This window comes from Streptomyces sp. NBC_00083 (assembly GCF_026343295.1).
GTDB lineage: Bacteria > Actinomycetota > Actinomycetes > Streptomycetales > Streptomycetaceae > Streptomyces.
Genome location: NZ_JAPELY010000001.1, coordinates 3,349,399 through 3,374,791 on the forward strand (window position 1 = coordinate 3,349,399; position 25,393 = coordinate 3,374,791).

Consider the following 25,393-nt stretch of genomic DNA (forward strand, 5'->3'; position numbering starts at 1 on the left):
GTCCTTTGGGCGCATTGGAACGCGAACTGGCAAGTAGCGAGCGCCACTTGGCTAGGCTCGCGTGCAGACCGTCGTGTCCGACCGGGAGGGGATCCCGCCATGTCTGAACGAAAGCCTGTTGAGATCCTGGAGTTCTCCGACGACCTGCACTCCGCCGACACCGAGCCCCTGCGGGACTTCCTGCGGGCCCGGCTCTCCGAACTCGCCGAGCAACAGGAGGAGGGCAGCGGCGCGGCCTGGGCCGTCCACCGGCTCCGGCAGAGCACGGACCGTATCGCGGTGTGCCTCTCCGACCTCCTGACCGGCTGGGGCATGGAAGTGGCCGAGGGGCGCACCGACGAACCGGGTCTCACCCAGCGGCTGCGCCAGGACGTCCAGATGTGGTGGAACGAACTCTGCCTGACCGCCGCCCAGTTCTCCGACCATCCCGACCACCTCCCGCGCTGGCGCACTCTGGAGCATCTGTGCCTGGAGTTCGCGGAGTGGCACGAGCACTGGAACGACGGCTTCTCCTCCGGTACCTACCAGGACGGCGCCCACCCGTAGCCGGAACGGCCGGTGAGGTGGCGCGCCGCGTCCGGCCGCAACCCTCCGCGGGCCGGGCAGCCACCCCTGCCCGGCCCGCTTCCGCCCCGGTCGGCGCGCCGAACCTCAGCTGCGGGGCAGGGTGCGGTCAAGGAGCGGAAGCAGACGGTCCCAGTGCAGCTGACGCGCGGCGGGATCGAAGGCGTCGGTGTCGGCCATCGTGTAGCCGTGAGCGGTGTCGGGGTAGATCTCCGAGGTGTAGTCGACGCCCGCCGCGTCCAGGGACTGGTTGAGCTCATCCAGGGCTTCCGGCTTCAGGTCGCTCGCGGCGTGTCCGAAGTGAACGGGGGCGGCGAGCTGCGAGAAGAGGGCGGGTCCGTCCGCGTCCACACGGGCGTGGAAGGCGGCGACGGCGGCCACCTCGTGGGGGTGCGCCGCAGCCGTGCGCACCGCGAGGAGCCCGCCGATGCAGTAGCCGGTCACCGCGACGGGACCGGCGGCGACCTCGGGCTGGGAGGTGAGGAACTGAAGGTAGGCGTCGGCATCGCGAACGGTCTGCTCGGCGGTGTGCCCCTGGATCAGGGGCATCAACTGGGCGAACACCGCGGGCCGTTCCTCGCTTCCGATGAAGTCGGGAAGCTCGATGACCGGCGTCGCGCCGTGCCGGTAGAAGAAGTTGGGGACGAGCACGTAGTAGCCGTGCCCGGCCAGTTCGAGGGCCATCTCCCGCAGGACGGGCCGAATGCCGAAGCCGTCCGCGTACATGAGCACCCCGGGGTGCCGGCCGCCGCCGTCGGGGAAGGCGGCGAACGCGTCGGACTGGCCGTCGGCGGTGGGAATCTGCAGGGTCTTGCTGGGCATGAATGCTCCTGTCGTGGTCGAAGTCTCAAGCCTGGGGGCAACACACAGGTGGCGGTACGGCTACGACAGCGCCGCCTGCCCGATCCAGCGCGGGGCGCGCACCGGGTTCGCGGAGCGGTGGGGGCGTACTTGGTTCGCGCGGAGTCCAACTGCTCTGATCCGGACCGTATTTGGCTAGTCTGCCACGACCCGGGTGAAGACTCAGTGCGCTCCTCTCGTCCGTGTCCTGTACGTGGCTCACTACACCGATGGTTGGTCGGCCGGGTGGGCCGCGGTTCGAGCGAGGGGGAGGTGCATGAGGGTGAGGTCGAGCCAGCGGCCGAACTTGGTGCCGGCCTCCGGGACGGTCCCGGCGTGACGGAAGCCGAACCTTTCGTGCAGCCGGACGGACGCCGTGTTCTGGGCCTCGATGCCCGCGACCATGACGTGATGGCCGGCCGCACGGGCCGAGCCGATGACCTCGGCCAGCAGCGCGGAGCCGAGCCCGAGTCCGTGCATGCCGTCGCGGACGTAGACCGAGTTCTCGACCGTGTAGCGGTACCCGTCCTTCTCGCGCCACGGCCCGTAGACCGCGAAGCCCGCCGTCTCGCCGCCCACTTCGGCGACGAACGCCGAGCCCCGCTCAAGGTGAGCGGCGACCCAGGCCTCGCCCTCGGCGGGGGACTGCTGGGTCTGCGTCCAGAGCGCCGTCGAGTGTTCGATCGCGTGGTTGCGGATCGCCACGATGGCCTCGGTGTCACCAGGGAGCGCTCGGCGTACCGTCACCCTCTCGCCTCTCGCATATATTGGATTCATGTCCAACATAGTAGATCCCCTGGTGGCCCGGATCTCGGCCCGCGTCCGCGCCGAACGGGAGCGCCGCCGGTGGACGCTGGCTCGGCTCGCGGTGGCTTCCGGAGTCTCGCAAGCCATGATCAGCCGGATCGAGCGCGGGGAGAGCAGCCCCACCGCCGTGGTCCTCGGCAAGCTGTCGGCCGCCTTCCAGCTGAGCATCGCCTCCCTGCTCACGCAGGATGAGGAAGCGTCGGACGGCAGAGCCGGGATCGCGGACGTGCAGCGACAGGCGGACGCCGCGACGTGGCACGATCCCGCCACCGGCTACCGTCGGCGGCAGATCACGGGGCCGCGGTTCCCCACGGAGATCGCCGAGATCCGGCTGCCGCCGGGAGCCCGCGTGCCCTACCCCGCCGCGGCCTTCGCGTTCGTCCGGCAGGTGGTCTGGGTGCTGAACGGACACCTGACCTTCCATGACGGAGACACCGTCCACGAGCTCGACGCGGGCGACGTCATCGAACTCGGTGAGCCCGCCGAGCGCGTCTTCGCCAACACCACCGACGGCGAGTGCCGCTACGCCGTCGTGCTCGCCCGCGGGACCCGGCCATGACGGCGGCCTAGAATGGACCTTTCGGTCCATTGTGAGTGAGTGGAGGCGGGCTTTGCCCAAGGAGCTGACGGCGAAGGGGAAGGCGACGCGGCGCCGCATCGTCGAGGGGGCCGCGGTGGTCTTGCGGGAGAGGGGCGTGGCGCTGGCGACGCTGGATGACGTCATGGCGCAGACCAGCACCAGCAAGAGCCAGCTCTTCCACTACTTTCCGGCCGGAAAGGACGAACTGCTGCTGGCCGTCGCCCAGTTCGAGGCCGACCAGGTCCTTGAGGACCAGCAGCCCCACCTCGGCCGCCTCGACTCGTGGGAGGCGTGGGACCGGTGGCGGGACGTGGTGGTCGAGCGGTACGAGGCCCAGGGCGACCAGTGTCCGCTCGGGTCGCTGTTCCTCCAGGTCGGTCGGACCACCCCCGGCGCACGGGCGATCGTGACCGAGCTGCTTCGCAGGTGGCAGGAGAGCCTGGCGACAGGCATCCGTGCCCTGCAGGCGGGCGGCGAGCTTCCTCGCACTCTGGATGCCGACGCCAGGGCGGCGGCGCTGCTGGCCGGGATCCAGGGCGGGGTGTCGATCCTGCTCTCCACGGGGAAGTCCGCGCATCTGCGTGCCGCTCTTGACCAGGGGATCTCCGGTCTGCGTGCGGCCGGGCGCGCGATGGCGTGAGGTGGAGCCGGTCGCCTTCGGGGGTGGTGGCGGGCGGTCGCGTGCCCGGAACGCCTGCGCGTCGCGCCGCGCGTCCCGCGTGAGGGGGTGCGCCGGACGGGGTTAATCGCGAATCCGGACGCTCGCCGGACAGCGAGAAGCGGCCGGGTCGATGCGGGAACGCGCGACGGTGTCGATGTGCCGGCGCGCGAGGGCGGCAGTGCCGGTGCGTCAGGCGGCGATGACGGCGACGCCGGTGCGGCCGCCGTCCACGTCCAGCACGACGCCGTGCACGAACGAGGACTCGTCGCCGGCCAGGTACACGGCGGCGTGCGCGACGGCGTCCGGGGTGCCCATGCGGCCCGCGGGGGTGCCCTGCATCATGACCTCGGCGGCGTGGGTCTCGCCCGGCGCTGGGGTTTGCACCACGCCGGGTGAGATGGCGTTGACCCGCACCCCGTACGGCCCGAACTCCGCCGCCCACGCGCGGGTGAGGGTCTCCATGGCGCCCTTGGTCGAGCTGTAGAGGGCGCCGACCGGGATGCCCAGCCGTGCGATCCAGGAGCCGAGGTTGACGATCGCTCCGCCGCCGGCCTCCACCATCGCGGGCGCTACGGCGGCGGTCAGGAAGAACGGTGCCTTCACGTTGACCGCGTAGACCTCGTCGAAGGTCTTCTCCGCGGTGGCCGGCGTGGTGTCCCCGGGATAGATGCCCGCGTTGTTGACCAGGACGTCGATCCTTCCGCCCAGAGCCCGCGCCGCCTCCCGGGCGAGCGCCTGGGAGGACGCGGCGCTTCCGTCCAGGTCGGCGCGTACGAAGACGGCGCGGCCACCGCGTGCGCGGATCCCGTCGACGACCTCCGCCCCGCGCTCGGCGCTGCGGCCCGAGACGGCGACGTACGCCCCCTCGGCGGCGAACGCCTCCGCGATCGCACGCCCGATGTTGCTCGTCGCTCCGGTCACCAGGGCGGTCTTGCCCTCAAGACGCACAGACACGGTCCACTCCATTTGCTCGGCTCTCCACCGTGAAACCGGACGGCGGGGCCGCACGGGACGACCCCGGGCCTCCGGCCGGACGGCGCCCGGGAGGTCCAGGGCGCAGAGACACTGTGCGACGACAGGATTGGACCCGCAAGTCCATAATCGGGCCGCGGAATCGGGCCGCGGGCTTCCGCGTGCCGATGGGGGTGTGGACCGCCCGGCGGTACATGCGGGCGCGGGCGTCACGCGGCTGAGATCCGTGCGTGCTTTTGGGTGGGCTGCGCCCTGATCGTGGCGATTGCGCCCCGATTCATCCGGTCGCCAAACGGTCGCTGACCTGGGGCGACGCGTGCTATTTTTTTGGTGAGCGATCGTTCAACTATCGAGCATCCATAGAGGTGGCCATGGGTCGTAAACAGCTCTGGGACGAGGCGGAGGTCCTGACCTCGGCCATGCGGCTGTTCCGTCGCCAGGGGTACCTGGGTGCCTCGCTGCGGGACATCGAGGCGGCGACGGGTCTGCACCCGGGGAGCCTGTACCGGGTCTTCGAGAACAAGGACGGCCTGTTCCGCGCCGCCCTGGACGCGTACAACGACCAGGTCGTCCAGGGCCGAGTCCGGCAGCATCTGCTGGAGTCGGCAGACCCCCTGGCGGGCATCCGCTCGTTCTTCACCTCGACGTTCGAGACCGGCCCCGGCCCGGATCCGGGCTGCCTGCTCACCAACACCGCCGTCGAGTCCTTCACCGTCCCGCAGGCCGCCGCCGGGGTCCGCCGGGGGCTGGACGCGATCGAGTCGGGCTTCGCCGAAGCGCTGACGCGCGCCCGCTCCCTCGGCCTGCTGCCCGCGGATCTGGACGTCGACGTGTCCGCGGCCCACCTGCTGGCGCTCTATCAGGGTCTGCTGGTGCTGGTCCGGGCCGGCACGGACCGCACGAAACTGCACACGATCACCGACGGCGCGATGGCGTCGATCGGCCCCAAGAAAGAGGAACAGCGATGAGCGACTCACAGCAGCTCTGGGAGAACTACGCGGCGTGCTGGTCGGCTTCTCCCGGCGAGCGGATCGTCGCGCTCGGCGCGGTCGCCGTCGACGACGTCGCCTACCGCGACCCGGGCACGGAGGTCGGCGGCCTGACCGAACTGGCCGAATACATGGCCGGATTCGCGGAGGCCTTCCCGGGCCACCGGTTCCGCATCGACGAAGTCCTCGAGCACCATGACCGGTCGCTCGCACGGTGGACCCAACTCGGCGAGCAGGGCGAACCCGCGATGGCCGGTGTGAGCACCGCACTCCACCGTGAGGGCCGGCTCGCCGACATCACAGGCTTCTTCCTGCCCGACCCGCCCGGCCTGCCCGCCTGAACGAACCCCGCAGCCTCGCCGCGTCCCGTCCGTGTCGGCCGGGACGGTACGCGCCGAGGTAACGCCCCCGTGAAACAACGTGGTTGCGGCCACGCGGCGCCAGGCCGACGAGCGTGCCGATCCCGGCCCCGGCTCCGCCCGCTCAGCATGGATCAGTGGCGGGAGCGGGGCGGGGCGGCCGGTGCCTTCGCCTTCGGGCGGCCTGCGGGCGCCTTGGCCGGGGGAGCGGTCTTGGGTCTCGTAGTGTCCTTCGAGCCGGGTGTGCCGGTTATTCGGGCAGTACCGCCGGGGTAGTTGGACGCCGGGCGCGTGCCGCCGGTGCGGCTGGGGGTCGCGCTCGCTGCCGTCCTCTGGCCGGTCAGGATGCACGGCCGTACACCGGCCGGGACGAGGTCGCCGCCGGTGGTGCGAACCGGGGAAGGGCAGGGCGGTGCGCCGCCGGGGTTCTTCTGATCGCTGCCGCAGCCGGTGAGAGCCAGGGCGGCGACGGCGGTCGCGGTGAGGACGGTGACAGTGGCACGGTTCATCGGGGGTGCCTTTCGTAGCGGCTCGAATGGGTGAAGACGAGCCGCTGACCATACTGGTTGCACCCGAGCACGACCGATGAGCCCCTCGCGGAGCGGCAGCGCACCGAACCGGCGGAGCCACAACTGCCGCTCCCGAGGCGGCCGTCGGCTTGGAATACGCGGAACCCGGCGCTCCCCCCACGGACATGGGGACGCGGCCCGAACGACCGTGCCGCACCGCTGGAAGCGCCCTGCCCACGCGTACTGGACGATCAGTGCAGTTGTTCCGCGAGCCCGATGATGACGCCCGCCGGGCCGCGCAGGTAGCAGAGCAGATAGCTGTCCTCGAACCGGGCGATCTCGCCGATGACTTCGCCGCCGTGGGGGCGCAGGCGGGCCACGGTGTCCTTGATGTCGTCGACCGCGAACATCACGCGGTGTGTGCCAAGGATGTTGTGGGGACGGTTGCGAGGGCCGTCGCTGATCAGCGCGGGACTGCGGTACTTCGCCAGTTCGAGCCGGCTGTGTCCGTCCGGGGTACGGACCATCGCGATGTCACAGTGGACGCCGTCGAGCCCGGTGCACTGGTCGGCGAAGAGCCCCGAGACCTCCCCCCTGCCCTCCAGCTCCAGACCGAGCTCCACGAAGAACGCGATGGCGGCATCCATGTCCTCGACGACGATGCCCACGTTGTCCATGCGCTGAACCGCCATACTGCTTCTCCTTCTCCTTCGTGCGGCCGCTGCCGGCCGCTGATGTCTCCGGGACGGAGCCGACGGCACGTTCTCGACATCCGAAGGCCGGCGCGTCCCCGACGGACTTCCCTCACTGCGACACCTTCCCGGACCCGCAACTCCCGCTCCAGCCGACACACCTGTGGCTGTGAGCCTACGGAGGGGCACGCGATGTTGCAGGGGCCGGCCGACGTCACACGGCCACCGGCGCGCACGGGGCCTCATCGAGGCGCTGCGCGAGGTCGAGCAGGTCCTCGTGGCGCAACACGCGTCCGTCGAAGCCGGGGAGAGGGACGTGGAGGGGCTGGATCCAATGGGCGGGGATCGCGTCCAGACCGTAGTACGCGCCCGCGAGGCCCCCGGTCACCGCGGCCACGGTGTCCGTGTCGCCGCCGAGGTCGATCGCCGCGCGCACCGCCTCTTCGAAGCCGGCCGTGGTGCGCAGAGCCCACACTGCGGAACCCAGACAGGGCCAGACGGCGCCGTTGAACTCCGTTGCCTGATCGGGGTGCCAGTGGGGCGAGAGGACCCTGGCGTAACGATCGCGGTGGTCCGGGTGGACGAGAGCCAGGACGTCCGGGAGTGAGGCGAGGGGATCGGAGTCCTCGAACGTGACACGGATGAGTTCGTGGAAGATCGCGGTGCCCTCCCAGGCCGCGCGGTCCCCGTGAGTGAGGGCGGCGATGCGGCGGGCCGCGTTCATGGTGGGCTCTTGTCCGGCGGCGGCGAAGTGGACCGCGGAGGTCGAAGCCCGCATCAAGGAGCCGTTTCCGGCGGCGCGTTGATTGACCTGGAAGTGGAGTGCGGCGGCGAGATCCCACGACATGCCGTTGGTCAGGACGTCCTCGGTCTGCAGGCCGATGTCCTTGGGCTCCGATGCCGCCCATCGCTGGAAGCGGGCGAAGATGTCCGGCAGATCCAGCTCACCCCGTTCGAGCAGCGATTCCGCGACCAGGACGGCCATTTGCGTGTCGTCCGTCGCCTCGCCGGGGTCCCAGCCGCCGCCTCCGCACATCTCACCGCCGACTCCGGGCGCGGGAAACCGCGCGGAGAACGCGCCCGGGGGGCCGAACTCGAAGGGGCCGCCCAGGGCGTCACCCACCGCCGATCCGACGACCGCGCCGGCGGTCCGCTGAGTCCTCTTCATTCGCGCAGGCTATCTGTGCCGCGCCGTGGGCATGCGCGGAAGGGGTGGCTCGCGTGGGCCACTGACCCGGGGCCCTGCTGTGCCGCCGTAGGCCTTCGCGTGTACGGGTGGGGTCACGAGGCTCAGTTGAGCTCGCGTACCACCCGGGCGGGGTTGCCGACCGCGAGTACGCCCGGCGGCAGGTCGCGGGTGACGACGGCGCCCGCGCCCACCACCGTGTTCGCGCCGATGGTGACCCCGGGGCAGACGATCACCCCGGCGCCCAGCCACACGTTGTCCCCGATCGTCACGGGCTGGGCCTTCTCCCACCCGGCCCGGCGCCGCTCGGCATCCATCTCGTGCGTAGGGGTGAGGAGTTGGACGTTGGGTCCGATCTGGACATCGGCTCCGACGCTGATGGCGCCGGTGTCGAGGAACACCGCGCCGAAGTTCACGAACGTCCCCGCGCCGATGCTGATGTTGTAGCCGAAGTCGCAGCGGAACGGCTGCCGTACGCGGACGGACGGGTCGACCGAGCCGAGCAGCTCCGCGAGGATCGCGTGCCGCTCGGCGGCCGGTGCCGTAACGGCCGCGTCGTAGGCGGCGCACAGCTGGATCCGGCGCCGGGAGTCGGCGAGGAGTTCGGGATCGTCCGGCAAGTACCACTCGCCGGCCAGCATCAGGCGCTTGTTCTCACCCACGGGCGTCCTCCCGGCTCGTCTGCCCAAACCGTACGCCATGCGAGGACGCGCGCGGCGAGCCTGGGCCGTATCAGGAACGGGCCGTCAGGAAGTCGATGAGCGCGGCGTTGACCTCGTCCGGGCGTTCCTGTTGGGTCCAGTGTCCGCAGCCCGGCAGCACGATGGGCTCGCGGTGCAGGCCGGGCATGCGGTCGGGCAGGCTCGCGATGAATTCGGGTGCGCCGGGGAAGGCGGGGACGAGGTCGCGGTCGCCGTAGAGGTAGAGGGCGGGCGAGGTGATGACGGCGTCCTGCCAGGGCGCGGTCAGTTCCCAGTTGCGGTCGAGGTTGCGGTACCAGTTGAGCGCGCCCGTGAAGCCCCGCGAGAAACTCTCCGTGAGGGCGTCGAGATCGCCCTCGGTGAACCAGCCCGGCATCTCCTCGGGGTCCTCCATCGCGGCGAGCCAGCCCCGGTCGGGGTCGACCAGCGGCTGGGTGACCTCGCCGGCCGTGTCGCCGGAGGCTCCGTAGAAGAACTTCCGGAGTGTGAGGCGCGGGTCCTTCGCGAACTCGGCGTCGGCGACACCGGGCCGGTCGAAGTAGTTCCAGTAGAAGCGCCCGCCGAACTCCCTCTCCATGGCCACCAGCGGAGGTTCCGGCCCGCGCGACGGTGGCGGCACACTCAGCCCGGCCACCCCGAGCACCATGTCCGGCCGCAGCAGCGCGGTGTGCCAGGCGACCGGTGCGCCCCAGTCGTGCCCGACGACGTACGCCTTCTCCTCACCCAGCGCCCGGATCAGCCCGACCACGTCGCCGACCAGATGCAGGATGCTGTACGCCGCCACGTCGGCGGGGTGGTCGCTGCGGCCATAGCCCCGCTGGTCGGGGGCGACCACCCGGAAACCGGCGGCGGCCAGCGGCCCGAACTGGTGGCGCCAGGAGTGCCAGGACTCGGGGAACCCGTGCAGAAGCACCACCAGAGGGCCCTCGCCCTCCTCGGCGATGTGCAGCCGGACCCCGTTCACGTCAATCATCCGATGCTCAACCATGCGTCCGAGCGTACGCGGCGCTCCGCGGAGTGCGCGGTCGGGCGCGGAACGCCCCGCACGGAACGGGGAAGTCGGGGGGTTCACGTGCGGGGCCGAGCTCACAGGGTGGGGGTACTGGTCGATCAACTCCCTTTCCGGGTAACGGTCGTGGGCCATCATGGAGCCGGTGTACTTGTTCTGAAGACCGATCTTCGAGATGCCGGGCACGTCGCGGTAGATGGAGAAGCGCTGGAGGTCGTCCTCCCCACGCAGGTGGCCGTCGTCAGGTAGGCCTGCTCCTGGTCGGCGATGTTCGCCGGGATGGTCGCACGCACTGGTCGGCCAGTACTCCGGCCGCATGGTGATGGGCCACTCACGTCATGCGTGCAGCCACAGGCGTGTCGCTGCACGGTCACGCCGCCCGGTCGGCTGCGCGGGTCACTTGCTGGTGATGCTCCATGTGCCGTCGCCGGCGCCGGTGTTGAGCGTGGTCCACGGGGCGCTGTCGAGCTTGAAGGCGTCGAGGAGGAAGGCGGCGATCGCGTCGGCCACGAGGGCGACGCGGGCAGGGTCCTCGTCGGTCGTCTCGGCGACCGCCTCGCCGGCGACGCCGCCCAGGGTGTGCTCGCCCTCGGCGATAGCGAGCATGCTCTTCGGGGCCGGGCTGAGGTGGTAGGCGTCGGTGAACCACTCCGGCCCCCGGGTGGAGAGCTGGGACTGGTCCCTGCCGCCCGCGATGACCAGGGTCGGGGCGGTCATGGTGGAGTAGTCCGGCCTCATGAACGGCAGATGTTCGGCGGCGAACGGAGTGAGGGAATCGCCCGTTCCGGTCGCGGCGATGAGCGCACCGGCCGAGACCGCAGGGTGGGAGAGGTCCTCTCCTGGAGTCCCGTCGGCGTCGAGTACGCGCGTGCCGAGCAGCGCGCCGGCGGTCTGGGCGCCCCAGGAGTGACCGACCACCGCGACGCGGTCCCGGTCGGCACGGGTCCCCAGATCGCCCGCCTGGCGAAGGACGGCGCCGAGGCCGTCGAGAATCGCGTGGAGGTCGGCGATCCGGACGCGCCAGATGGTGGCGAAACGCGGGTCGTCCCAGGTGATGCCGTTGCGGCGGGAGTCGAGATGGGTGGGCTGCACGACGATGAACCCGGCGGCTGCCCACCGGTCGACCAGCGGTTCGTATCCGTCCATGGACCATGCGTTGCCGTGGGAGAACACGAGGACGGGAAGGTGGTGGCCCACCAGTGGGGCGGTGACCTTGACCTGGAGGTCGGAGTCTCGACCGGGCGAGGGAACGGCGATGGGCTTGACGGAGACGATCGGCCGAGCGGGGTGGCGCGAAGACATGGGGGACCTGTGCTCTCTGCAGGGGTGCCCTGCCATACTTTGGCGGAGCAGCGTTCCGCCAAACTAGCGGAACAACGTTCCGCGAGTAAAGGGAGGGCCCTGTGCCGGATTCGGTCGGAGTGCGCCAAGCGCAGGCACAACGCACCCGTGGCGCCGTCCTGGCGGCCGCGGCGGCGGTCTTCGTGGACCAGGGCGTCCAGGCCCCCATCCGCGACATCGCGGAACGCGCCGGCGTCGGCGTGGGAACGATCTACCGCAACTTCCCCACCCGGGCGGACCTCGTCACCGCCGTCTACCGGCACCAGATCGACACCTGCACGGCGCTCGCGTCCCAGCTCCTGGAGGAGTCGGCCTCCCCGTTCACCGCCCTGACCCGCTGGGCGGACGCGTTCGTGGACTTCCTGGTGACCAAGCACGGTCTCGGTGCGGCCCTGGGATCCGGTGATCCAGGGCTGGAGAACCTCCACACCCTCATGCTGGACACCCTGGTCCCGGCCTGCGCGACTCTGCTCGAGGCGTGCGCCGCCGCCGATGAACTCGGCCCCGGCATCACCGCCTACGCACTCATGCGCGCCATCGGAAACCTCTGCATCACCGGCCCCGACTACGACCAGGCCGACGCCAAGCACATGGTGGCAACCCTGCTCGCCGGATGCCGTCGCACGGCGTAGGTCACGTAGCGCAGCAACCGTCGGTCCGTCATGGAGCCGCCGGTAGGTCGGCGGCGGGTCGTCGACCGCCATGACCGGCGGGCACGGCAGCAGGCGGCGACCCCCCCGGTCAAGCGATGTGACACCGGCGTTCCGCTCCGCGCACTCCGTCCGCTGCGGGCCGCGAAGTACGGAGCCCGAGAAAGACGTTGTGGAGGGATCGCCGAGGTTGGTAGCTTTCCTTCGACCGTGACACCGCCCAAGGAGGTGAGACCCATGAACGCTGTATCGATGTGGGTGCTCCCCCTTGCCGTCACGGCCGGCGATTGACGTAGATGTCGCCGGGAGCGCCCCGACAACAGGGCACTCCCGAAAGGCGTCACCTATGTACTCTCTGCGCTTCACCCACGAATCGTCCTCGAACGGCATGCTCCAACGCGACTTCATCCTGGGCGATGTTCCCGGTGTCCTCTGGTCGCCTGCCTCCCATGGAGGCGGCCGCGCGCCCCTGGTCCTGATGGCCCACGGCGGCGGCAACCACAAGAAGCACCCGGCGATGTCGGGCCGCGCCGGTCTCCTCGTGAACGGATGCGGGTTCCACGCAGCCGTACTGGACGCGCCCGGTCACGGCGACCGGCCGCGTACGGCGCACGACGAGGCGGAGGTCGCCGAACTGTTCCGGGCGAGGGCGGCGGGCGAGCCCGAAGGCCCGATCGTCGTGCGCTACAACCATCACCTGGCGCAGCTCGCCGTACCCGAACACGTGGCGGTCCTGGATGCCCTCCAGGCGCTTCCCGAGATCGGCGACGACGGGCCGGTCGGGTTCTGGGGCATCAACATGGGCACCGCGATCGGCGTGCCGTTCGTGGCGGACGAACCCAGGATCACCGCCGCGGTGTTCGGCCAGCACTGGCCTGACGCACTGGCCGAGAAGGCGAAGCAGATCACCGTTCCGATCGAGTTCGACCTGCAGTGGGACGACGAGCACATCTCGCGCGAGGAGGGCCTCGCACTGTTCGACGCCTTCGCGTCCAAGGAGAAGTCGCTGCACGTCAACGCGGGCAGGCACAAGGAGCTGCCGCGGTACGAGGCCGAGAGCGCGGTCCGCTTCTTCGCCCGGCATCTCGGTCGGGTTTCCACCTCGCCGGCCGCCTGACCTGCGAGGCCGCGGCGCCCGGCGAGCCGGCCGGGCGCCGCGCTGACCCGAGGCCGTCGGACGGCCAGTGTGCTCGGGCGGGCATGGCGTGAGAACCGGCCGGGGGAGGTGAAATACCGGCTTCCTGAATCCGAGCGCGATCGTAATGCCCCCGCCGCTCGAAATGGCTTGTACACGAGGGCACTTGGACGACAAAAACACAACGTCGACATGGCCCGCCGAGTCAGCTACCTTCACCCCACACCAGACACCCCCTATCAGGAAGCGATGCATGCCCCACCTCGCGCTGTACACATTCGGCGTCCTCAAGACACCCCTCGCCGATCCCGCGCCTCTCACACGCGAATTCCATGAACGCGGCGCGGCCATTTACGAGAAGTTCAGCCAGCACCCCGGATACCTCGCGCGCGCCGAGCCGAAAGCCGGCGACCAGGGCTCACACTTCGAGTTGGACTGGGGTGTGTGGGGAGAGTTCGCCGTACCGACCTGGTACGACAAGGGCCACGCGGTGGACACCACTGCCTTCGCCGCGTCCCTCTCGCTCTGGACCGACCTTCACTCCGCCTTCGACGCCATCTACACCGGTCTGCACCGTGCGGCGCTGAACAGGCGTTACGACTGGTTCGAGAGGTCGGCACGCCCCGGGTACGTGTTCTGGTGGGTCTCCGACGGCGAGACACCCACCTGGGGGGACGGGGTTTCCAAGCTGGAGCACCTCCACGATCATGGCTCCGCGCCGCACGCCTTCAGTTTCCGCGACGCGTTCACCCCGGAGGGAACGCCGAGCAAGGGCTACAGCAAGGGCAGTGGCGTCGGGCTGAGGAGCGACCACGCGCATTGACAGGAAGGGCGGGGCGGGGTCGAAGTCCCGCAGCGACTGACGCCATGTTCCGTGGGCATTCGCAGGAACGTCGTGGAGCGGCTGATCGGAGCGTCGAAGGTCAACCGGGCGGTTGCCGCGAGGCCGACAAGCGGGCCTCTTTCTTTTACGGCATCGTAACCGTTGGGGCCATACGCCTGTGGCTTCGTGCCTGACCCCTCATACGGAACCCAACAGCCGCACTCGGCCAGGGGGTTGGGCCGCCCCCGTGACCGGGGCGGCCCTGAGGCACCGCCCCGATCACGGGGCGATGATCACCTCGAAGGCTTCGTTGTCGATGATGCGGTCGGACTGTATCGCCCGCCCGTACTCCAGACCCGCGTCACCGTTGTCCTTGTTGTCGACATGGGCCCGAATGCAGGGCGCGTTGTAGGGCGGGGTGGGCTGGGCGGCCCGGTCGACGGTGACGTTCGCGATGTCCCACACGTCGCCGACCGGACGCGGAGTGATGTCTACACACTGGTTCCCGTCCTTCCCGCCCTGTCCGGACCCGGCGAAGGGGTACTCGTCACAGGAGTCGTTGAGGACACCGGTGGCGCCCCCCACGAACTTGTTCGGCCCGCCAATGCCACAGGTCTTGTCGCGCCGTTTGTCGTTCTTCGGGTCGAGGGGGTCGGTGAACCGGTTCAGCGGGTGGTCGTGGTCGCCGTACTTGCCGGCCAGGTTCTTCTGCGCCCACTCGTAGGCGATGGCCGCCCCCCGGTACCGGGCCTTGCTGAACGTCACATTGGCCAGGTGGCCCGGGACGATGCAGCCGGGCCAGCTGCCCGAGTCATCGTCGCAGCGAACCTCGATGCCGTTCCACTCCGGCCGAATGTGGGTGGGCGGCCCCGACCCGTTGAGGATGGCCCCCTCCACGTGGTAGGTCGGCAAGATCGTCGTGTTGAAGCCCTTGCCCACCGACGAACGGTAGCTCAGGGCGCCGTCCTTGCCCTCGTGGAGGCGGCGGAAGCGGACGGCCGCGCCGTCCCAGGCTGACGACCCGGACGTGCACTGGCCGCTGCAGGTCGAGCTCAGGGCCATCGTGACGGGGGGCATTGTCGCCGTCATCTCGACGACCTCGGTAATGATGTCCTCCGACCATGCCGCCTGGGGCAAAGAGTCCATGGACGCCGCCATCGCGACGAACACCGTGGCGTGGTCGGCTACGCTCCCGTCCTTGCCGAGGGCCTCATAGATGACCCAGTGGCGTACGCAGTAGGCCTTGCGGCTGGACTGGCGGGGATCGGCCCCGGTACACATCCCCAGCCCGGGGTTCGGCTTGGGATCGGCGGCCTGGGCGCGGGCCGTTGGTGCGAGGGCGGCGGAGGTGGGGGCGGCGGCGCCTGCGGGGGCGGTGTCGGTGGTCCTCACGCACGTCCAGGCCGTGCCATGGCGCTGGAGTGGGGTACCGGGTGCGGTGGCGACGCACGTTCCATGACCGGGCGGGGCCGCGCTGGCGGGCGGCGCGGCGGTAGCGGGGGCGGTGCCTGCGGCGCACAGGGATGCGGTGAAGACCAGTGCGGCTATCGCCGACAGGCCGCGTCTGCGGTGTTTCACAAGGTGATCCCTTCCGTCGGTGGCCCCGTGGCGGGCCACCGAAGGTATGGAACCTGGCAACTCCCTTTCATATCAACCGAGAACGCGACAGTTCTTGATCGCATTTGGCCAGTTGTGGTATGGACCTGCCGCCCTCGGCGGCGCTAGTTTCCCTCACACTCGCCTCACAGACCACGCACAGGGGGAAGCTACGATGCGCCGCACAAGAAACCGCCTGGGCAAAGGGCTCGGAGCGCTCTTAGCCACCGCGACGGCCGCCGTGGGCCTGGCCGCCAGCCCGGCCGCCGCCGGCCCGGCCACCCCGGCCGGCGCCTCCGGGCAGACGGTCCAGGCCGGCCAGACCTGCACGGCAGCCGATCTCGGTACCCGCCACCCGGTCATCAAGAGCACCGAAGTGTCCCCGGCCATCACCCACTTCAAGGGGTGGTACGTCACCCAGGGATCAACCGGTACCCAGACCATCTCCACGAACGTTCAGGAAACCATTTCGGTCTCCGTGGGCGTCAACGGCAGCGTTCAGGGCAGCTTCGCCGTCGAGGCCCTCGGCACCGTCGGCGCGAGCCTCGGCCTGAACGTCCAGGTCAACTACACCACCACCAGCAGCACCAACAAGTCCATCACCTGGGACTTCTACCAGCCCGGCTACTACGGGCTCTACGAGGGCACCAAGAAGGTCACCGGCACCTACGGCAGCCTCAACTGCAACCGCGTCCAACAGGGCGACGGCAGTTGGGCGTTGAAGTGGACCGAGGGACCCGACACCGGCAGCTACACCACCTTCACCACCCTCGAAGAGGGCGCAGTGCGCTGCGAGGACAAGGTCCCCGCCAACAGCATCATGCGCAAGGCACAGGGCCTCCTCGACTGCGGCTCCGCCTCCGCCGCCGCGAAGCACTCGGCCGGGCCGGTTCCCTCGGCGAAGGCCGCCGAGGCCAGGCACGAATCCGAGCAGGCGGCCCAGGCCGCCAAGCCCGAGAGGAGCGTGAAGGCCACGGGAAGCGCGGCCCCTGCCGCCCAGGCCGCCGCTCTGAACTGCCAACCCGCGGTCTACAGGATCGACGTCCCCGGCAAGCCCCTGAACTGGAGTGCACCGCTCCTCGCCAACGACGGCATCCGCCTGCGCGAATCCAACTTCTTCAGCGCCCACCTGGACAACTGGCGCCTGTGCAACGTCACGGAGAACAACGGAGTCATCGAGGCGACCCTGTGGAACTGGGGCAACGGCGGATGCGCGACCGTCCCGGCGAACATCGCCAACCAGGAGCAGGCCTACCTGACGACGGCCACCTGCGGGGAGGACGACCTCCAGCGGTTCTACATCTACCGCGACGTACCCGGCAGCTCGAAGATCGGTCTTCAGAACAAGTACACCGGCTCCATGATGGGCCACGACCGGTACGCGGACGGGGAGTTGATCCGCCAGTACTCCAGCGGCCGGCCGGACGGCACGGGCACGTACGCCCTGACCGCGGTCTGATCACCTCCACGCCGTGAACACGGCCCCGCACGTGAACCCCGGCCTCGCGGTTCCGTGCGGGGCCTTCCGCGTCTTTCCACCGCGGCGTGAGCCTTGGCGAGATCCCAGACGTGGACGCGGCGCGAGCTCAGTCGGACGGCGTGGCCGAGGACCGCGTTCCGAACCACTGCTCCGCGTCCCACTCCTCGAACCGTTCCACCTCGGTGAAGCCGAGCCTGGCCGCGAGGCGGAGTGAGGGCGTGTTGGCGGTCTGGGTGCAGAGCACCACTGGCTCGCCGGGGAGCGTGCGGGCGAACCAGTCGAGTGCCGCCCCACACGCCTCCGTGGCGTAGCCGTGCCCCCACGCCTCCGGCAGGAACATATAGCCGAGCTCGGCCTCTCCGGCTTCCGCACGGACGTGCCCCGGACGTTCCGCGTCGCGTCGATCGAACGAGACCGTGCCGATCATCGATCCGTCGAGTTCGATCACGAACAGGCCGGGGCGTCGCCCGGGGACCTCGGGAACCGTCTGTTCCAGGTGTTCGCGAGGGAGAGCGCCACCGAGGAAGGTGCGAACCTCTGCGGAAGCGAACACCTCGATGAACGCCGCACGGTCCCGCGCCTCGGAAGCGCGGAGTACGAGCCGCTCTGTCCTGATCGGAGCAGGCGGCCAGGCGACGGGCCCCAGCTCACTCATGGCGGGCAACCTATCGGAAGTCGCCGTCTCGTACGGCGGAAAGGAGCTGCCGGGTGGGGATGAGGGTGGCTCCGTCGCGTGGGGGAGGAGCCGGCGTCGTGGTCGGCTCAGAGGGTGAGTGACCGTCAGTCCCGGGCTCGATGCCGGGGGATGCGGGGCCGTGGAACCGTGTCTCGGGACACCGTCTTCCAACGCGTCAGGAGGCCCGTCCGTGTCCGAATGCGCCATCTCCCGTTCAGGGACAGCAGTTGCAGAGGTTCCCTCCCCGCCCCGGTGGGCCGTCCGAGCCGCCTATGCCTCGGCGCTCTCCGCGACCGCCGGGTTCATCCCGCTCCACGCCGTGTGGGCGCTCGGGATTCCCCTCTGGGCACACAAGGAGGAGTTCCGTGAGTGGTACGCGGTCGGTGGCGGGCCGTACCTCTTCGTACTCAGCGGCCTGGCCCTCCTTGCGGGCATCCTGGCATTGAGTCTGGTGCGGCCGTGGGGGCTGGAGTTCCCGGGGTGGACCCCGTTCCTCGCCGGACGCAGGGTGCCGCGCCGGATGCTGGCCGGCGCGGCCTTCACGGTCTCGGTGTTCCTCCTCGTGTACACCGTCTGGGCAGCGGTGCAGACGGTCAATGACTTCAGTGACGACGGGATATTCAGCCCCTGGATCCCCGTCTACGGAATCCCGCAGTTCTTGGTGTGGGGCATCGGCTTGGCCGTCGCGGCACAGTCCTATCGCCGCCGGACGTTCTCCGGGACGTAAGGACGCTCGGGCGCGGTGGAGTCGAGCTCGGCCAGGGAGGCCCCCGGGCGGCTGGTGCCGGGTGTCGCGTTCAATCCAGGCGACCTCCCGACAGTCATGGTTTATCCGTTTTGCATGTGTATTTGGCATATGCATGGGTAGGGGTTGGGGGCCCGATGGACGCTGTTGTGCGGCGTGGAGGTGTTGAGGATGACGGCTGGCAAGAAGGTCAAGAACGCGGCCCAGAAGACCAAGGGCAAGATGAAGGAGACCACGGGCCGGGCTGTGGGGAACGAGAGCCTGGAGGCGAAGGGGGCTCGTGAGCAGATCGCCGGGGATGCCAAGCAGACCGTGCAGAAGGGGAAGGACACGTTGAAGCACTGAGAAGTGCCGGGGGAGCGGAGCGCGGGGGATCGCAGAGCAAGGGCCGGCGATGGGTGCCGGCCCTTCTGCGGTCGCGGTGGTCAGCGCCGCTGCCGCCTGCGTCCACGACGTGGCGTCCCTGCCTCTTCCTCGTCGTCCTCATCGTCCTCGCGGTCGTCGTCGGATTCCTCGGGCTCTTCGTCCTCTTCGGGCTCTTCGTCCTCGTACTCTTCGTCGCCCTCCTCGTCGTCCTCCGGGTTGTCCGTCTCCTCCTCGGGCTCGGAGTCGTCCTGCTCGGGTTGTTCGTCGTCGTACTCGTCGTCGCCCTCCTCCCCGGTGCCGTCCTCGTCCTGGCCCTCCTGCTCCTCTTCCTCCAGTGCCTCTTCGTGTGTGCGCACGACCTCACCGTCACGGATCTCGCCGCGCCAGCCTTCCGCCTCGTCGGTGGTGAGCGAGACGTGCCGCAGGAAGTGCTTGAGGTCCAGACGCAGTCGTCGTCCCTGAGCGCGCCAGATGTTTCCGGTCTTCTCGAAGAGGCCGGAAGGGTAGTACTCGACGACGACCACGATGCGGGTCAGTGTCGGCACCAGCTCGTGGAAGCTGACACACCCGCGCGTGCTGCCCTTCGCCCCTTCGGAGGTCCACACGATCCGCTCGTCCGGGATCTGTTCCTGGACGGTGGCCTTGTACCCGCGCGTGGACGGGCCGACCTTCACCTTCCAGTCGCTGGTGGTGTCGTCGCTGCGGGAGACGCTGCGTACGCCCTTGGCGAAGGTGCTGAAGTCCTCGTACTGCGTCCAGTGGTCGTACACCGTGCGCAGTGGCAGGCCGACGTCGATGAACTCGATGATGTTGATGACCTTGCCGCCGCCCTTGCGGCCCTTCTTGCCCTTGCCGAACAGGTTCGATGCGGCGTCGGTGACCGTGTCCTTCACGTTGCCGAGCTTCTGGCCGACCATGGCCTTGACGGGGGAGTCGCCCTGCAGCAAGCGGCCCCCGATGCCGGCGACGTCGGAGAGCTTCCCCTTGCCGTCGGCCACGTCCTGGAGCTGGTCGGTGACGTCCCAGAGTTTGTCGGTCGCCTTGTCCGCCAGCTGTCCGGCCTGGGCCCCCAGGAACGAGGTCGCTTCCTCGATGAGCTGGTCCAGTCCTGACTTGTTGTCCCGTTCTCCGGATCGCTGTCCTCCGGATCGCTGTGACTGTGCCATGGCCTACCTCCCCGCGGACGGCCTGCGGCTCGCCGTCTTCTTCGCTGCCGTCTTCTTGGCCGTCGTCTTTTTGGCGGCCGTCTTCTTCGCGGGCGTCTTGCGCGCCGGTGTCCGCGCCGCGGTCTTCTTCGCCGCGGTCTTACGGGCGGGCCCGCTCGCGGTCTTCTTGGTGCTCGCCTTCTTCGCGGGGGGCTTGGTGGCCGTCTTCTTTGCCGTCTTCTTGGCCGGCGCGGTCTTCTTCGCGGCGGCGGTACGGCCGTCGGTCCTGGATGACGCGCTCTTCTTGGCCGTAGCCGGGCGGCCGCCACTCCGGGAGGACGCGCTCTTCTTGGCCGGAGTCTTCTTCGCCGCGGTCTTCTTCGCGGGTGCCGAGGATGTGGAAGGGCTGCGGCGCCGTGTGGGCCGGCGCGGCGAGGGCTCGGAATCGGCGGTGCCGCGGGAGCGGGGGGAAGGGCGACTGCGTCTGCGCGGAGGGGGAGCCTCCTGCTCGTCCTCCTCTTCCTCTTCCTCGTCTTCGGGTTCCGTCTCGTAAGCCTCGTCTTCGTCTTCGTACTCGTCTTCGCCTTCCTCGTCCTCCGGCTCCTCCTCCGGTTCCGCTTCGTCGTCGGCCTCGTCCCGCGGCCGCTCGTAGTCCTCTTCGTCCTCGTAGGAGCCGTACTCCTCGTCGTCCTCGTACGGCTCCTCGCCCTCGTCCTGGTCCTTGCCGGACTGTGCGCTGCCGAGTTCGAGGGTGCGTTGGTGGAGGGAGTCGGCGAGGTCGGCGAGCTTGCGGTTGGCGGCCGCGCTCAGCGCCTTCTTCCCGACATCGAGGGCTTCGCCGCGCAGTTGGTCGCTGATCTCGGCGAACTGCGGCGTTTCCTTGAGCTTGGCAAGGCCCTGCGTCATGAGCTGGGCGGGGTCCAGACCGAAGCGCCGTCCCGCGAGGTACGTGGCCACGGAGAAGGCGAGGCGGCCCTTCTTGGCGCGTCCCAGTAGATAGCCCCCGGCCACGGCGGCCGCGAGGGTGATTTTGGTCGTGTCCTGCATGAGCTGCAATCCCTTCCACCCGGGCTGCTGCGTGCGCGCCGCCCGGGAACGTCCGGGGTCCGCGGCTACGCCGGTGTGCTCGTGATGTGGGCTGCCGACGCAGGGAGACCGCCCCGCTCAGAAGGCTTGGACGCCCTCTGCCCCCGAGGCGAGAGTGATATGTACATATATGATGGCATTGTATTCGGCACGTTGTGTTCCCTCAGTGGAGTGACCGATGGCCGCACCAGAACCGGCACGACCGCGCCGCGCCCGCCCGCGTCCGGCAGCAGAGGACGCCGACGACGCGGACAGGACAGCGCCCCGCCGCGCGCCCGCCAAGAAGGACCGGGCCGGAGTCCCGGACGCGGCCGCCGCGATGCGTTCCGCCGCCGGGCAGCTCGCCCAACTCCTGGGCCGGGTCCCCGACTCCGTGACCTCGCTCAAACCGACCGAGGACGGGTGGGAGGCACAGGTGGAGGTGGTCGAACTGGAACGCATCCCCGACACGACCAGCGTGATGGCCAGCTACAAAGTGGCCCTGGATTCGCGCGGAGCGCTGGTCTCCTACGAGCGGACCCGCCGCTACAGCAGAGGCATGATCGACCGGCCGACCTAGCAGGGCCGCCCCGGGAAAGGAGGCGCCATGACCATGGTGCCGCAGAGCGGCAGCAGCATGAGCAGAGGCGGCGGCGGCAGCGGCAACCTCTACGACGTACTGGAACTCATACTCGACCGCGGGCTCGTCATCGACGTCTTCGCCCGTATCTCGCTGGTGGGCATCGAACTCATCAAAATCGACGTGCGGATCGTCGTGGCCAGCGTCGACACCTATCTGCGCTTCGCGGAAGCCTGCAACCGCCTCGACCTCGAAGCCGGCCGCAAGGCGCCCGCACAGCTGCCCGAGGTCGTCGGCGGCCTGATGGAGGGCGGCGCCCACGGCAAGTCCAAGGGCGCGCTCAGCGGCGCTGTCGAAGCCGTCACCGAATCCCTGTCCGGCCGCTCCGAGAAGGATGACGAGCCGGAAGAGGAGCCGGAGGAAGAGGAGCCCGCGCCGCGGCGCCGGCGTCCCGCCCGGCGGCCGGTGCGCCGCGAGAAGGAGTGAGCGATGGCGCTCTACGTGTACGCGATCACGGGCAAGGACCACCCGCGCCGTCCCGACGGCCTCACGGGAGTCGGCGCCGACCCGGCCCCGGTCCGCACCATCACCTCAGGGCCTCTGACCGCGGTCGTCAGCGACATCTCGGAGGAGATCAGGCCCAAGCGGCGCGACCTCCAGATCCACCAGGAGGTCCAGGAACACTTCATGGCCGGTGCGGTCGTCCTGCCGATGCAGTTCGGCTACGTCGCGGCCGACGACCAGGAGGTGCGCCAGGCCCTCGATGCGAACACCGCCGCCTACCTCGACACCCTCGAACGGCTCGACGGCTGCGCGGAGTACCACGTGCGGGCGTCCCAGAAGGACGAGGACCAGCTCCTGCGGGACGTACTCGAGGAGTCCGCCGAGGCCCGCGAACTCAACGACCGCATCCGCGCAGGCGATCAGGACCCGCAACTGCCCCTCGCGCTCGGGGAACTCGTGGCCCGCGACATCCAGGAACGCCAGGAAGCACTCGGCGCGGGACTCATCCAGGCGTTGACCGGATACGCCCGCGAACACGTCGTGCACCCGCCGGTCTACCCCGACTTCGTCAACCTGTCCCTGCTGGTTCCGCACGAGAAGAAGGACGACTTCCTCACCGCCCATCAGGGGCTCTCCGACCAGATCGCGGACGGCGTCGACCTCCGCGTCACCGGACCGCTGCCCGCCTACAGCTTCGTCCAGTGACCGCCTCGGAACCGCCCACCCCATCAACCGCTCGCCCCATCACCAGGAGAGGAGGACGACGACCATGGGCCTCCTGTCGTACTTGGTCACCCTCCCCGCAGCGCCGGTCCGGGCCGTCGTCTGGGCCGCCCAGCGCGTCACGGAGGAAGCCGAGAACGAGTACTACGACCCGGCGCCGATATGGCGCGAACTCGCCGAGTTGGAGCGGCGCCTGGTCAACGGCGAGATCGACGAGGACACCTTCGACCGGTACGAGGACCAGCTCCTGGACCGGCTGGCGGAAATCAACGAGTTCCACCAACGCCGCGGATGACAGGAGGCCGCCATCGTGAACGAACCGCTCCCCGGCCGACTCGGATCCTTCCCCTCCCGCGCCGCCCCCGCGTCCTACGGGCAGAGCTCCTCCAGCCTCGCCGACATTCTGGAGCGAGTCCTCGACAAGGGCATCGTCATCGCCGGCGACATCCGCATCAACCTTCTCGACATCGAGCTGCTGACCATCAAACTGCGGATCCTCATCGCCTCCGTCGACAAGGCGAAGGAGATGGGCATCGACTGGTGGGAGCACGACCCCTCCCTCTCCTCCCGGCACACCGGCAGCCCGCTGGAACAGGAGAACCGCCGTCTGCGCGCCGAACTGGAACAACTGCGCGGCACGGGTACGGGTTCCGGCGCCCCGCGCGAAGCGGCGGCGGACACCGCCGACCGGGAGCCCGAGGACGAGGACGACAGCGGGCCGCCCCGGAGGCGAGCGCGGTGAGCCACAGCGGCAGCACCCTCACCTACGTCTACGCGGCGGCCTACCTCACCGATGCCTTGCGCGACACCCTCACCGATCTCCGCGGCGTCTACGGTGCGCCGGTCCACCCACTGGCCGAGCCCGCCTCGTCCGCCCCCGAGACCCGGCGCGCACCCCTGGCCTTCCTGGCCAGCCACGTGCCCGCCGACGACTTCAACGAGCACGACCTGAAGGTCCACTTCGAAGACCTCGAATGGCTGGAGGGCGTCGCGCGGGCCCACAACGACGTCGTGCAGGCACTCGCCACGCGCGCCACGGTCCTGCCCCTGCGCATGGCCACTGTCTACCAGGACGACGACCGGGCCCGCCAAGCTCTGAGCCGGCAGCACACGCCCTTCACCGCGCGGCTTGACCAGCTCGACGCCCACACCGAATTCGGCGTGAAGATCTATCTGGCCCCCGTCACCGATCCCGCGGAGGCACCAAGCGGCGCCGAGGGCCCGGAGCCGGTCTCGGCCTCGCCCGGCAAGGCGTACCTGCAACGACGCAGGACGCAGCAGCACGCCGTCGAAGCCCGCTACAGTCAGGCCCAACAGGCAGCGGCAGCCCTGGAGGCCATAGCCTCCCAGTACGCCACCCACCGCGTGAGTCACCCCGTCCAGAGCGGCGCCCTGAACGGCCCGGCGGAGAACGTCCTCAACGACGCCTATCTCGTGCCGGACGAGGACGGACAACGCTTCAAGGCCGCTGTCGAGGAAGCCACGTTCGGTTTCGACGGCATCCGTGTCGAGGTCACCGGCCCGTGGGCTCCGTACTCCTTCGCCATGACGCCCTCCGAAGAGGAGCGGGATGCCCCCGCCGGCCAGGAGCGGCGCCGATGAGCGTCGTGCACCACGAGGAACCGCTGCCAGGGCGCCAAGTCGCCCTGGTGGACCTCCTCGACCGGCTGCTCAGCGGTGGCGTCGTCATCACCGGGGACATCGTCCTGTCCATCGCCGACATCGACCTGGTCCGGATATCGCTGCGCGCACTCATCGTGTCCGTGAGCTCGGAGCTGCCAGGGAGTGACGCGGAGGAGATCCCCGACCATGAGTGAGAAGCGGACCCCCCAGGGCGCCGACCCGGGCCTGCACGACGTCGGCGACGCGATATCCCACGCGTTCAGCCTCCTTCAGGCACCTCCCACGCCCGACCCGTCCCCGCGGCCCGCCCGCCGCCTGTACACCGACCGCGACACCGTGGAAGAGGACCTCCTGAAACTCGTCCTGACCCTGGTGGAACTCCTGCGCCAACTCATCGAGCGTCAGGCGCTGCGCCGCGTGGAGGCGGGGGGCCTCTCGGACGATCAGGAGGAGGAGCTGGGAGCCACCCTCATGGCCCTCCACGACCGCCTGTCCGACCTGTGCGCGGAACACGGCTACGCGCTGGAAGACCTCAACCTGGACCTCGGCCCGCTCGGGCCCCTGCTCCCGCCCCGCGCCTGATGCGAACAAGCTGCTCGCACGCCCCGACGAACGCGGACCCTAGAACTGCGCGGCGTCGGTATCGAGCTGATGGTCGGCCCAGACGTAGCTCGCGGGGAGCAGATCGGTGATGGACATGGTCCGGAGCCCGTCCGCTGCTCCGACGATGACTCGTACGGCGGGAAAGTAGTCGAGGAGGACCTGGCGGCATCGTCCGCACGGGGAAACCACCCCTCGGTCGCGGTCGCCCACCGCGACGATCGTCTCCAGCTCGTAGGCGCCCTGCGCCGCTGCCGCGCCGATCAGAACCAGCTCGGCGCAGGGGCCGCCCGTGAAGTGGTAGGCGTTCACTGCGGTGATGATCCGGCCGTCCCGGGCGCGGCCCGCGGCAGCCATGGTGTGGTGGTCGCCCCGGCAGCGTGTCCGCGCGACGTGGGCTGCGGCCTCGACGAGCTCGTGGTCGACGTCGTGGTCGTCGGTCTGCGTGGTCATCTGGTCTGCCTTCGTGAGG

At 69.7% G+C, this 25,393-nt stretch carries 33 protein-coding genes; 19 read left to right on the forward strand and 14 right to left on the reverse strand.

The window, feature by feature from the left end:
- Positions 1–99 precede the first annotated feature (99 nt).
- The gene (locus tag OOJ98_RS14975; protein WP_267055173.1) at positions 100–546 is read left to right on the forward strand and encodes a hypothetical protein; all 447 of its coding nucleotides are present in this window, start codon (positions 100–102) and stop codon (positions 544–546) included.
- A gap of 105 nt (positions 547–651) precedes the next feature.
- On the opposite strand, the gene OOJ98_RS14980 is transcribed toward OOJ98_RS14975, so the two are convergent.
- Together OOJ98_RS14980 and OOJ98_RS14985 are read right to left on the reverse strand one after the other, a co-directional pair.
- Positions 652–1,386 (reverse strand): dienelactone hydrolase family protein, encoded by a 735-nt coding sequence (locus OOJ98_RS14980; protein ID WP_267055174.1) that lies wholly within the window; start codon positions 1,384–1,386, stop codon positions 652–654.
- Positions 1,387–1,626: 240 nt separating this feature from the next.
- Entirely contained in the window at positions 1,627–2,181 is a 555-nt protein-coding gene (locus OOJ98_RS14985; RefSeq protein WP_267055175.1) for a GNAT family N-acetyltransferase, read from the reverse strand.
- On the opposite strand from OOJ98_RS14985, the gene OOJ98_RS14990 reads away from it, so the two are divergent.
- Together OOJ98_RS14990 and OOJ98_RS14995 are read left to right on the forward strand one after the other, a co-directional pair.
- Positions 2,180–2,770 (forward strand): XRE family transcriptional regulator, encoded by a 591-nt coding sequence (locus tag OOJ98_RS14990; RefSeq protein ID WP_267055176.1) that lies wholly within the window; start codon positions 2,180–2,182, stop codon positions 2,768–2,770. The two genes, OOJ98_RS14985 and OOJ98_RS14990, sit on opposite strands and share 2 nt — an antisense overlap.
- A gap of 52 nt (positions 2,771–2,822) precedes the next feature.
- Entirely contained in the window at positions 2,823–3,431 is a 609-nt protein-coding gene (locus tag OOJ98_RS14995; RefSeq protein WP_267055177.1) for a TetR/AcrR family transcriptional regulator, read from the forward strand.
- 210 nt (positions 3,432–3,641) lie between these two features.
- On the opposite strand, the gene OOJ98_RS15000 is transcribed toward OOJ98_RS14995, so the two are convergent.
- Complete coding sequence (locus OOJ98_RS15000; protein ID WP_267055178.1) at positions 3,642–4,406, reverse strand: SDR family NAD(P)-dependent oxidoreductase; 765 nt, start codon at positions 4,404–4,406, stop codon at positions 3,642–3,644.
- 389 nt (positions 4,407–4,795) lie between these two features.
- On the opposite strand from OOJ98_RS15000, the gene OOJ98_RS15005 reads away from it, so the two are divergent.
- The gene (locus OOJ98_RS15005; protein ID WP_267055179.1) at positions 4,796–5,392 is read left to right on the forward strand and encodes a TetR/AcrR family transcriptional regulator; all 597 of its coding nucleotides are present in this window, start codon (positions 4,796–4,798) and stop codon (positions 5,390–5,392) included.
- Positions 5,389–5,754, forward strand: coding sequence for a nuclear transport factor 2 family protein (locus OOJ98_RS15010; protein ID WP_267055180.1), 366 nt, complete (start codon positions 5,389–5,391; stop codon positions 5,752–5,754). Before OOJ98_RS15005 ends, OOJ98_RS15010 begins: the two co-directional genes overlap by 4 nt.
- A 152-nt stretch (positions 5,755–5,906) precedes the next feature.
- Here OOJ98_RS15010 and OOJ98_RS15015 read toward each other — a convergent pair whose 3' ends face one another.
- From OOJ98_RS15015 to OOJ98_RS15040, 6 genes are all read right to left on the reverse strand, one after another.
- Positions 5,907–6,281: a hypothetical protein gene (locus OOJ98_RS15015; RefSeq protein WP_267055181.1), complete on the reverse strand. Its 375-nt coding sequence runs from the start codon at positions 6,279–6,281 to the stop codon at positions 5,907–5,909.
- 251 nt (positions 6,282–6,532) lie between these two features.
- A complete protein-coding gene (locus OOJ98_RS15020) occupies positions 6,533–6,973 on the reverse strand; it encodes a VOC family protein (protein ID WP_267055182.1) in 441 nt (146 codons plus the stop codon).
- Between the two features lie 214 nt (positions 6,974–7,187).
- Entirely contained in the window at positions 7,188–8,141 is a 954-nt protein-coding gene (locus tag OOJ98_RS15025; protein ID WP_267055183.1) for an ADP-ribosylglycohydrolase family protein, read from the reverse strand.
- A gap of 122 nt (positions 8,142–8,263) precedes the next feature.
- Positions 8,264–8,821, reverse strand: a complete 558-nt coding sequence (locus OOJ98_RS15030) for a sugar O-acetyltransferase (RefSeq protein WP_267055184.1) — start codon at positions 8,819–8,821, stop codon at positions 8,264–8,266.
- A 70-nt stretch (positions 8,822–8,891) separates the two neighbouring features.
- Positions 8,892–9,848 (reverse strand): alpha/beta fold hydrolase, encoded by a 957-nt coding sequence (locus OOJ98_RS15035; RefSeq protein WP_267055185.1) that lies wholly within the window; start codon positions 9,846–9,848, stop codon positions 8,892–8,894.
- A 417-nt stretch (positions 9,849–10,265) separates the two neighbouring features.
- Positions 10,266–11,171, reverse strand: coding sequence for an alpha/beta fold hydrolase (locus OOJ98_RS15040; RefSeq protein ID WP_267055186.1), 906 nt, complete (start codon positions 11,169–11,171; stop codon positions 10,266–10,268).
- A gap of 101 nt (positions 11,172–11,272) precedes the next feature.
- On the opposite strand from OOJ98_RS15040, the gene OOJ98_RS15045 reads away from it, so the two are divergent.
- The 3 genes from OOJ98_RS15045 to OOJ98_RS15055 all read left to right on the forward strand — a co-directional run bounded on the left by OOJ98_RS15045 (position 11,273) and on the right by OOJ98_RS15055 (position 13,818).
- A complete protein-coding gene (locus OOJ98_RS15045) occupies positions 11,273–11,842 on the forward strand; it encodes a TetR/AcrR family transcriptional regulator (RefSeq protein ID WP_267055187.1) in 570 nt (189 codons plus the stop codon).
- A 364-nt stretch (positions 11,843–12,206) separates the two neighbouring features.
- Complete coding sequence (locus OOJ98_RS15050) at positions 12,207–12,977, forward strand: alpha/beta hydrolase (protein ID WP_267055188.1); 771 nt, start codon at positions 12,207–12,209, stop codon at positions 12,975–12,977.
- A gap of 271 nt (positions 12,978–13,248) precedes the next feature.
- Positions 13,249–13,818: a DUF3291 domain-containing protein gene (locus OOJ98_RS15055; protein ID WP_267055189.1), complete on the forward strand. Its 570-nt coding sequence runs from the start codon at positions 13,249–13,251 to the stop codon at positions 13,816–13,818.
- 279 nt (positions 13,819–14,097) lie between these two features.
- Here the strand turns inward: OOJ98_RS15055 and OOJ98_RS15060 are convergent, their stop codons facing one another.
- Positions 14,098–15,210, reverse strand: a complete 1,113-nt coding sequence (locus OOJ98_RS15060; RefSeq protein ID WP_267055190.1) for a hypothetical protein — start codon at positions 15,208–15,210, stop codon at positions 14,098–14,100.
- 379 nt (positions 15,211–15,589) lie between these two features.
- Between OOJ98_RS15060 and OOJ98_RS15065 the strand changes: the two genes are divergently transcribed.
- Entirely contained in the window at positions 15,590–16,873 is a 1,284-nt protein-coding gene (locus OOJ98_RS15065) for a hypothetical protein (protein WP_267055191.1), read from the forward strand.
- A 127-nt stretch (positions 16,874–17,000) separates the two neighbouring features.
- Here the strand turns inward: OOJ98_RS15065 and OOJ98_RS15070 are convergent, their stop codons facing one another.
- Entirely contained in the window at positions 17,001–17,549 is a 549-nt protein-coding gene (locus tag OOJ98_RS15070) for a GNAT family N-acetyltransferase (RefSeq protein WP_267055192.1), read from the reverse strand.
- Positions 17,550–17,760: 211 nt separating this feature from the next.
- On the opposite strand from OOJ98_RS15070, the gene OOJ98_RS15075 reads away from it, so the two are divergent.
- Positions 17,761–18,297: a hypothetical protein gene (locus OOJ98_RS15075; RefSeq protein WP_267055193.1), complete on the forward strand. Its 537-nt coding sequence runs from the start codon at positions 17,761–17,763 to the stop codon at positions 18,295–18,297.
- A 189-nt stretch (positions 18,298–18,486) separates the two neighbouring features.
- Positions 18,487–18,660, forward strand: a complete 174-nt coding sequence (locus tag OOJ98_RS15080; protein ID WP_267055194.1) for a CsbD family protein — start codon at positions 18,487–18,489, stop codon at positions 18,658–18,660.
- Positions 18,661–18,740: 80 nt separating this feature from the next.
- On the opposite strand, the gene OOJ98_RS15085 is transcribed toward OOJ98_RS15080, so the two are convergent.
- Together OOJ98_RS15085 and OOJ98_RS15090 are read right to left on the reverse strand one after the other, a co-directional pair.
- Positions 18,741–19,847, reverse strand: coding sequence for an SRPBCC family protein (locus tag OOJ98_RS15085; RefSeq protein ID WP_267055195.1), 1,107 nt, complete (start codon positions 19,845–19,847; stop codon positions 18,741–18,743).
- 3 nt (positions 19,848–19,850) lie between these two features.
- A complete protein-coding gene (locus OOJ98_RS15090) occupies positions 19,851–20,873 on the reverse strand; it encodes a histone protein (protein ID WP_267055196.1) in 1,023 nt (340 codons plus the stop codon).
- 217 nt (positions 20,874–21,090) lie between these two features.
- Between OOJ98_RS15090 and OOJ98_RS15095 the strand changes: the two genes are divergently transcribed.
- The 8 genes from OOJ98_RS15095 to OOJ98_RS15130 all read left to right on the forward strand — a co-directional run bounded on the left by OOJ98_RS15095 (position 21,091) and on the right by OOJ98_RS15130 (position 24,903).
- Positions 21,091–21,471: a gas vesicle protein gene (locus OOJ98_RS15095; protein ID WP_267055197.1), complete on the forward strand. Its 381-nt coding sequence runs from the start codon at positions 21,091–21,093 to the stop codon at positions 21,469–21,471.
- 27 nt (positions 21,472–21,498) lie between these two features.
- Positions 21,499–21,957, forward strand: a complete 459-nt coding sequence (gene gvpJ, locus OOJ98_RS15100) for a gas vesicle protein GvpJ (protein WP_267055198.1) — start codon at positions 21,499–21,501, stop codon at positions 21,955–21,957.
- Between the two features lie 3 nt (positions 21,958–21,960).
- Complete coding sequence (locus OOJ98_RS15105; protein ID WP_267055199.1) at positions 21,961–22,680, forward strand: GvpL/GvpF family gas vesicle protein; 720 nt, start codon at positions 21,961–21,963, stop codon at positions 22,678–22,680.
- Positions 22,681–22,744: 64 nt separating this feature from the next.
- Positions 22,745–22,993 carry a gas vesicle protein GvpG gene (locus OOJ98_RS15110; RefSeq protein WP_267055200.1) on the forward strand — a complete coding sequence of 83 codons (249 nt, stop codon included), beginning with the start codon at positions 22,745–22,747 and terminating at the stop codon, positions 22,991–22,993.
- A 15-nt stretch (positions 22,994–23,008) separates the two neighbouring features.
- Positions 23,009–23,440, forward strand: coding sequence for a gas vesicle protein (locus tag OOJ98_RS15115; protein WP_267055201.1), 432 nt, complete (start codon positions 23,009–23,011; stop codon positions 23,438–23,440).
- The gene (locus tag OOJ98_RS15120) at positions 23,437–24,300 is read left to right on the forward strand and encodes a GvpL/GvpF family gas vesicle protein (protein WP_267055202.1); all 864 of its coding nucleotides are present in this window, start codon (positions 23,437–23,439) and stop codon (positions 24,298–24,300) included. The genes OOJ98_RS15115 and OOJ98_RS15120 overlap by 4 nt, the downstream gene beginning before the upstream one ends.
- The gene (locus tag OOJ98_RS15125; RefSeq protein WP_267055203.1) at positions 24,297–24,515 is read left to right on the forward strand and encodes a gas vesicle protein; all 219 of its coding nucleotides are present in this window, start codon (positions 24,297–24,299) and stop codon (positions 24,513–24,515) included. The genes OOJ98_RS15120 and OOJ98_RS15125 overlap by 4 nt, the downstream gene beginning before the upstream one ends.
- Entirely contained in the window at positions 24,508–24,903 is a 396-nt protein-coding gene (locus OOJ98_RS15130) for a gas vesicle protein K (protein ID WP_267055204.1), read from the forward strand. The genes OOJ98_RS15125 and OOJ98_RS15130 overlap by 8 nt, the downstream gene beginning before the upstream one ends.
- A 39-nt stretch (positions 24,904–24,942) precedes the next feature.
- Here OOJ98_RS15130 and OOJ98_RS15135 read toward each other — a convergent pair whose 3' ends face one another.
- Positions 24,943–25,374, reverse strand: coding sequence for a cytidine deaminase (locus tag OOJ98_RS15135; RefSeq protein ID WP_267055205.1), 432 nt, complete (start codon positions 25,372–25,374; stop codon positions 24,943–24,945).
- Positions 25,375–25,393 lie beyond the last annotated feature (19 nt).

What these genes read in the sequence shown, in the direction of transcription:
- OOJ98_RS14975 (WP_267055173.1), top strand. Translation starts at nt 100, where the DNA reads ATGTCTGAACGAAAGCCTGTTGAGATCCTGGAGTTCTCCGACGACCTG.
- OOJ98_RS14980 (WP_267055174.1), bottom strand. Translation starts at nt 1,386, where the DNA reads ATGCCCAGCAAGACCCTGCAGATTCCCACCGCCGACGGCCAGTCCGAC.
- OOJ98_RS14990 (WP_267055176.1), top strand. Translation starts at nt 2,180, where the DNA reads ATGTCCAACATAGTAGATCCCCTGGTGGCCCGGATCTCGGCCCGCGTC.
- OOJ98_RS14985 (WP_267055175.1), bottom strand. Translation starts at nt 2,181, where the DNA reads ATGAATCCAATATATGCGAGAGGCGAGAGGGTGACGGTACGCCGAGCG.
- OOJ98_RS15005 (WP_267055179.1), top strand. Translation starts at nt 4,796, where the DNA reads ATGGGTCGTAAACAGCTCTGGGACGAGGCGGAGGTCCTGACCTCGGCC.
- OOJ98_RS15010 (WP_267055180.1), top strand. Translation starts at nt 5,389, where the DNA reads ATGAGCGACTCACAGCAGCTCTGGGAGAACTACGCGGCGTGCTGGTCG.
- OOJ98_RS15015 (WP_267055181.1), bottom strand. Translation starts at nt 6,281, where the DNA reads ATGAACCGTGCCACTGTCACCGTCCTCACCGCGACCGCCGTCGCCGCC.
- OOJ98_RS15020 (WP_267055182.1), bottom strand. Translation starts at nt 6,973, where the DNA reads ATGGCGGTTCAGCGCATGGACAACGTGGGCATCGTCGTCGAGGACATG.
- OOJ98_RS15025 (WP_267055183.1), bottom strand. Translation starts at nt 8,141, where the DNA reads ATGAAGAGGACTCAGCGGACCGCCGGCGCGGTCGTCGGATCGGCGGTG.
- OOJ98_RS15035 (WP_267055185.1), bottom strand. Translation starts at nt 9,848, where the DNA reads ATGGTTGAGCATCGGATGATTGACGTGAACGGGGTCCGGCTGCACATC.
- OOJ98_RS15040 (WP_267055186.1), bottom strand. Translation starts at nt 11,171, where the DNA reads ATGTCTTCGCGCCACCCCGCTCGGCCGATCGTCTCCGTCAAGCCCATC.
- OOJ98_RS15050 (WP_267055188.1), top strand. Translation starts at nt 12,207, where the DNA reads ATGTACTCTCTGCGCTTCACCCACGAATCGTCCTCGAACGGCATGCTC.
- OOJ98_RS15055 (WP_267055189.1), top strand. Translation starts at nt 13,249, where the DNA reads ATGCCCCACCTCGCGCTGTACACATTCGGCGTCCTCAAGACACCCCTC.
- OOJ98_RS15065 (WP_267055191.1), top strand. Translation starts at nt 15,590, where the DNA reads ATGCGCCGCACAAGAAACCGCCTGGGCAAAGGGCTCGGAGCGCTCTTA.
- OOJ98_RS15070 (WP_267055192.1), bottom strand. Translation starts at nt 17,549, where the DNA reads ATGAGTGAGCTGGGGCCCGTCGCCTGGCCGCCTGCTCCGATCAGGACA.
- OOJ98_RS15080 (WP_267055194.1), top strand. Translation starts at nt 18,487, where the DNA reads ATGACGGCTGGCAAGAAGGTCAAGAACGCGGCCCAGAAGACCAAGGGC.
- OOJ98_RS15085 (WP_267055195.1), bottom strand. Translation starts at nt 19,847, where the DNA reads ATGGCACAGTCACAGCGATCCGGAGGACAGCGATCCGGAGAACGGGAC.
- OOJ98_RS15090 (WP_267055196.1), bottom strand. Translation starts at nt 20,873, where the DNA reads ATGCAGGACACGACCAAAATCACCCTCGCGGCCGCCGTGGCCGGGGGC.
- OOJ98_RS15095 (WP_267055197.1), top strand. Translation starts at nt 21,091, where the DNA reads ATGGCCGCACCAGAACCGGCACGACCGCGCCGCGCCCGCCCGCGTCCG.
- gvpJ (WP_267055198.1), top strand. Translation starts at nt 21,499, where the DNA reads ATGACCATGGTGCCGCAGAGCGGCAGCAGCATGAGCAGAGGCGGCGGC.
- OOJ98_RS15105 (WP_267055199.1), top strand. Translation starts at nt 21,961, where the DNA reads ATGGCGCTCTACGTGTACGCGATCACGGGCAAGGACCACCCGCGCCGT.
- OOJ98_RS15110 (WP_267055200.1), top strand. Translation starts at nt 22,745, where the DNA reads ATGGGCCTCCTGTCGTACTTGGTCACCCTCCCCGCAGCGCCGGTCCGG.
- OOJ98_RS15125 (WP_267055203.1), top strand. Translation starts at nt 24,297, where the DNA reads ATGAGCGTCGTGCACCACGAGGAACCGCTGCCAGGGCGCCAAGTCGCC.
- OOJ98_RS15130 (WP_267055204.1), top strand. Translation starts at nt 24,508, where the DNA reads ATGAGTGAGAAGCGGACCCCCCAGGGCGCCGACCCGGGCCTGCACGAC.
- OOJ98_RS15135 (WP_267055205.1), bottom strand. Translation starts at nt 25,374, where the DNA reads ATGACCACGCAGACCGACGACCACGACGTCGACCACGAGCTCGTCGAG.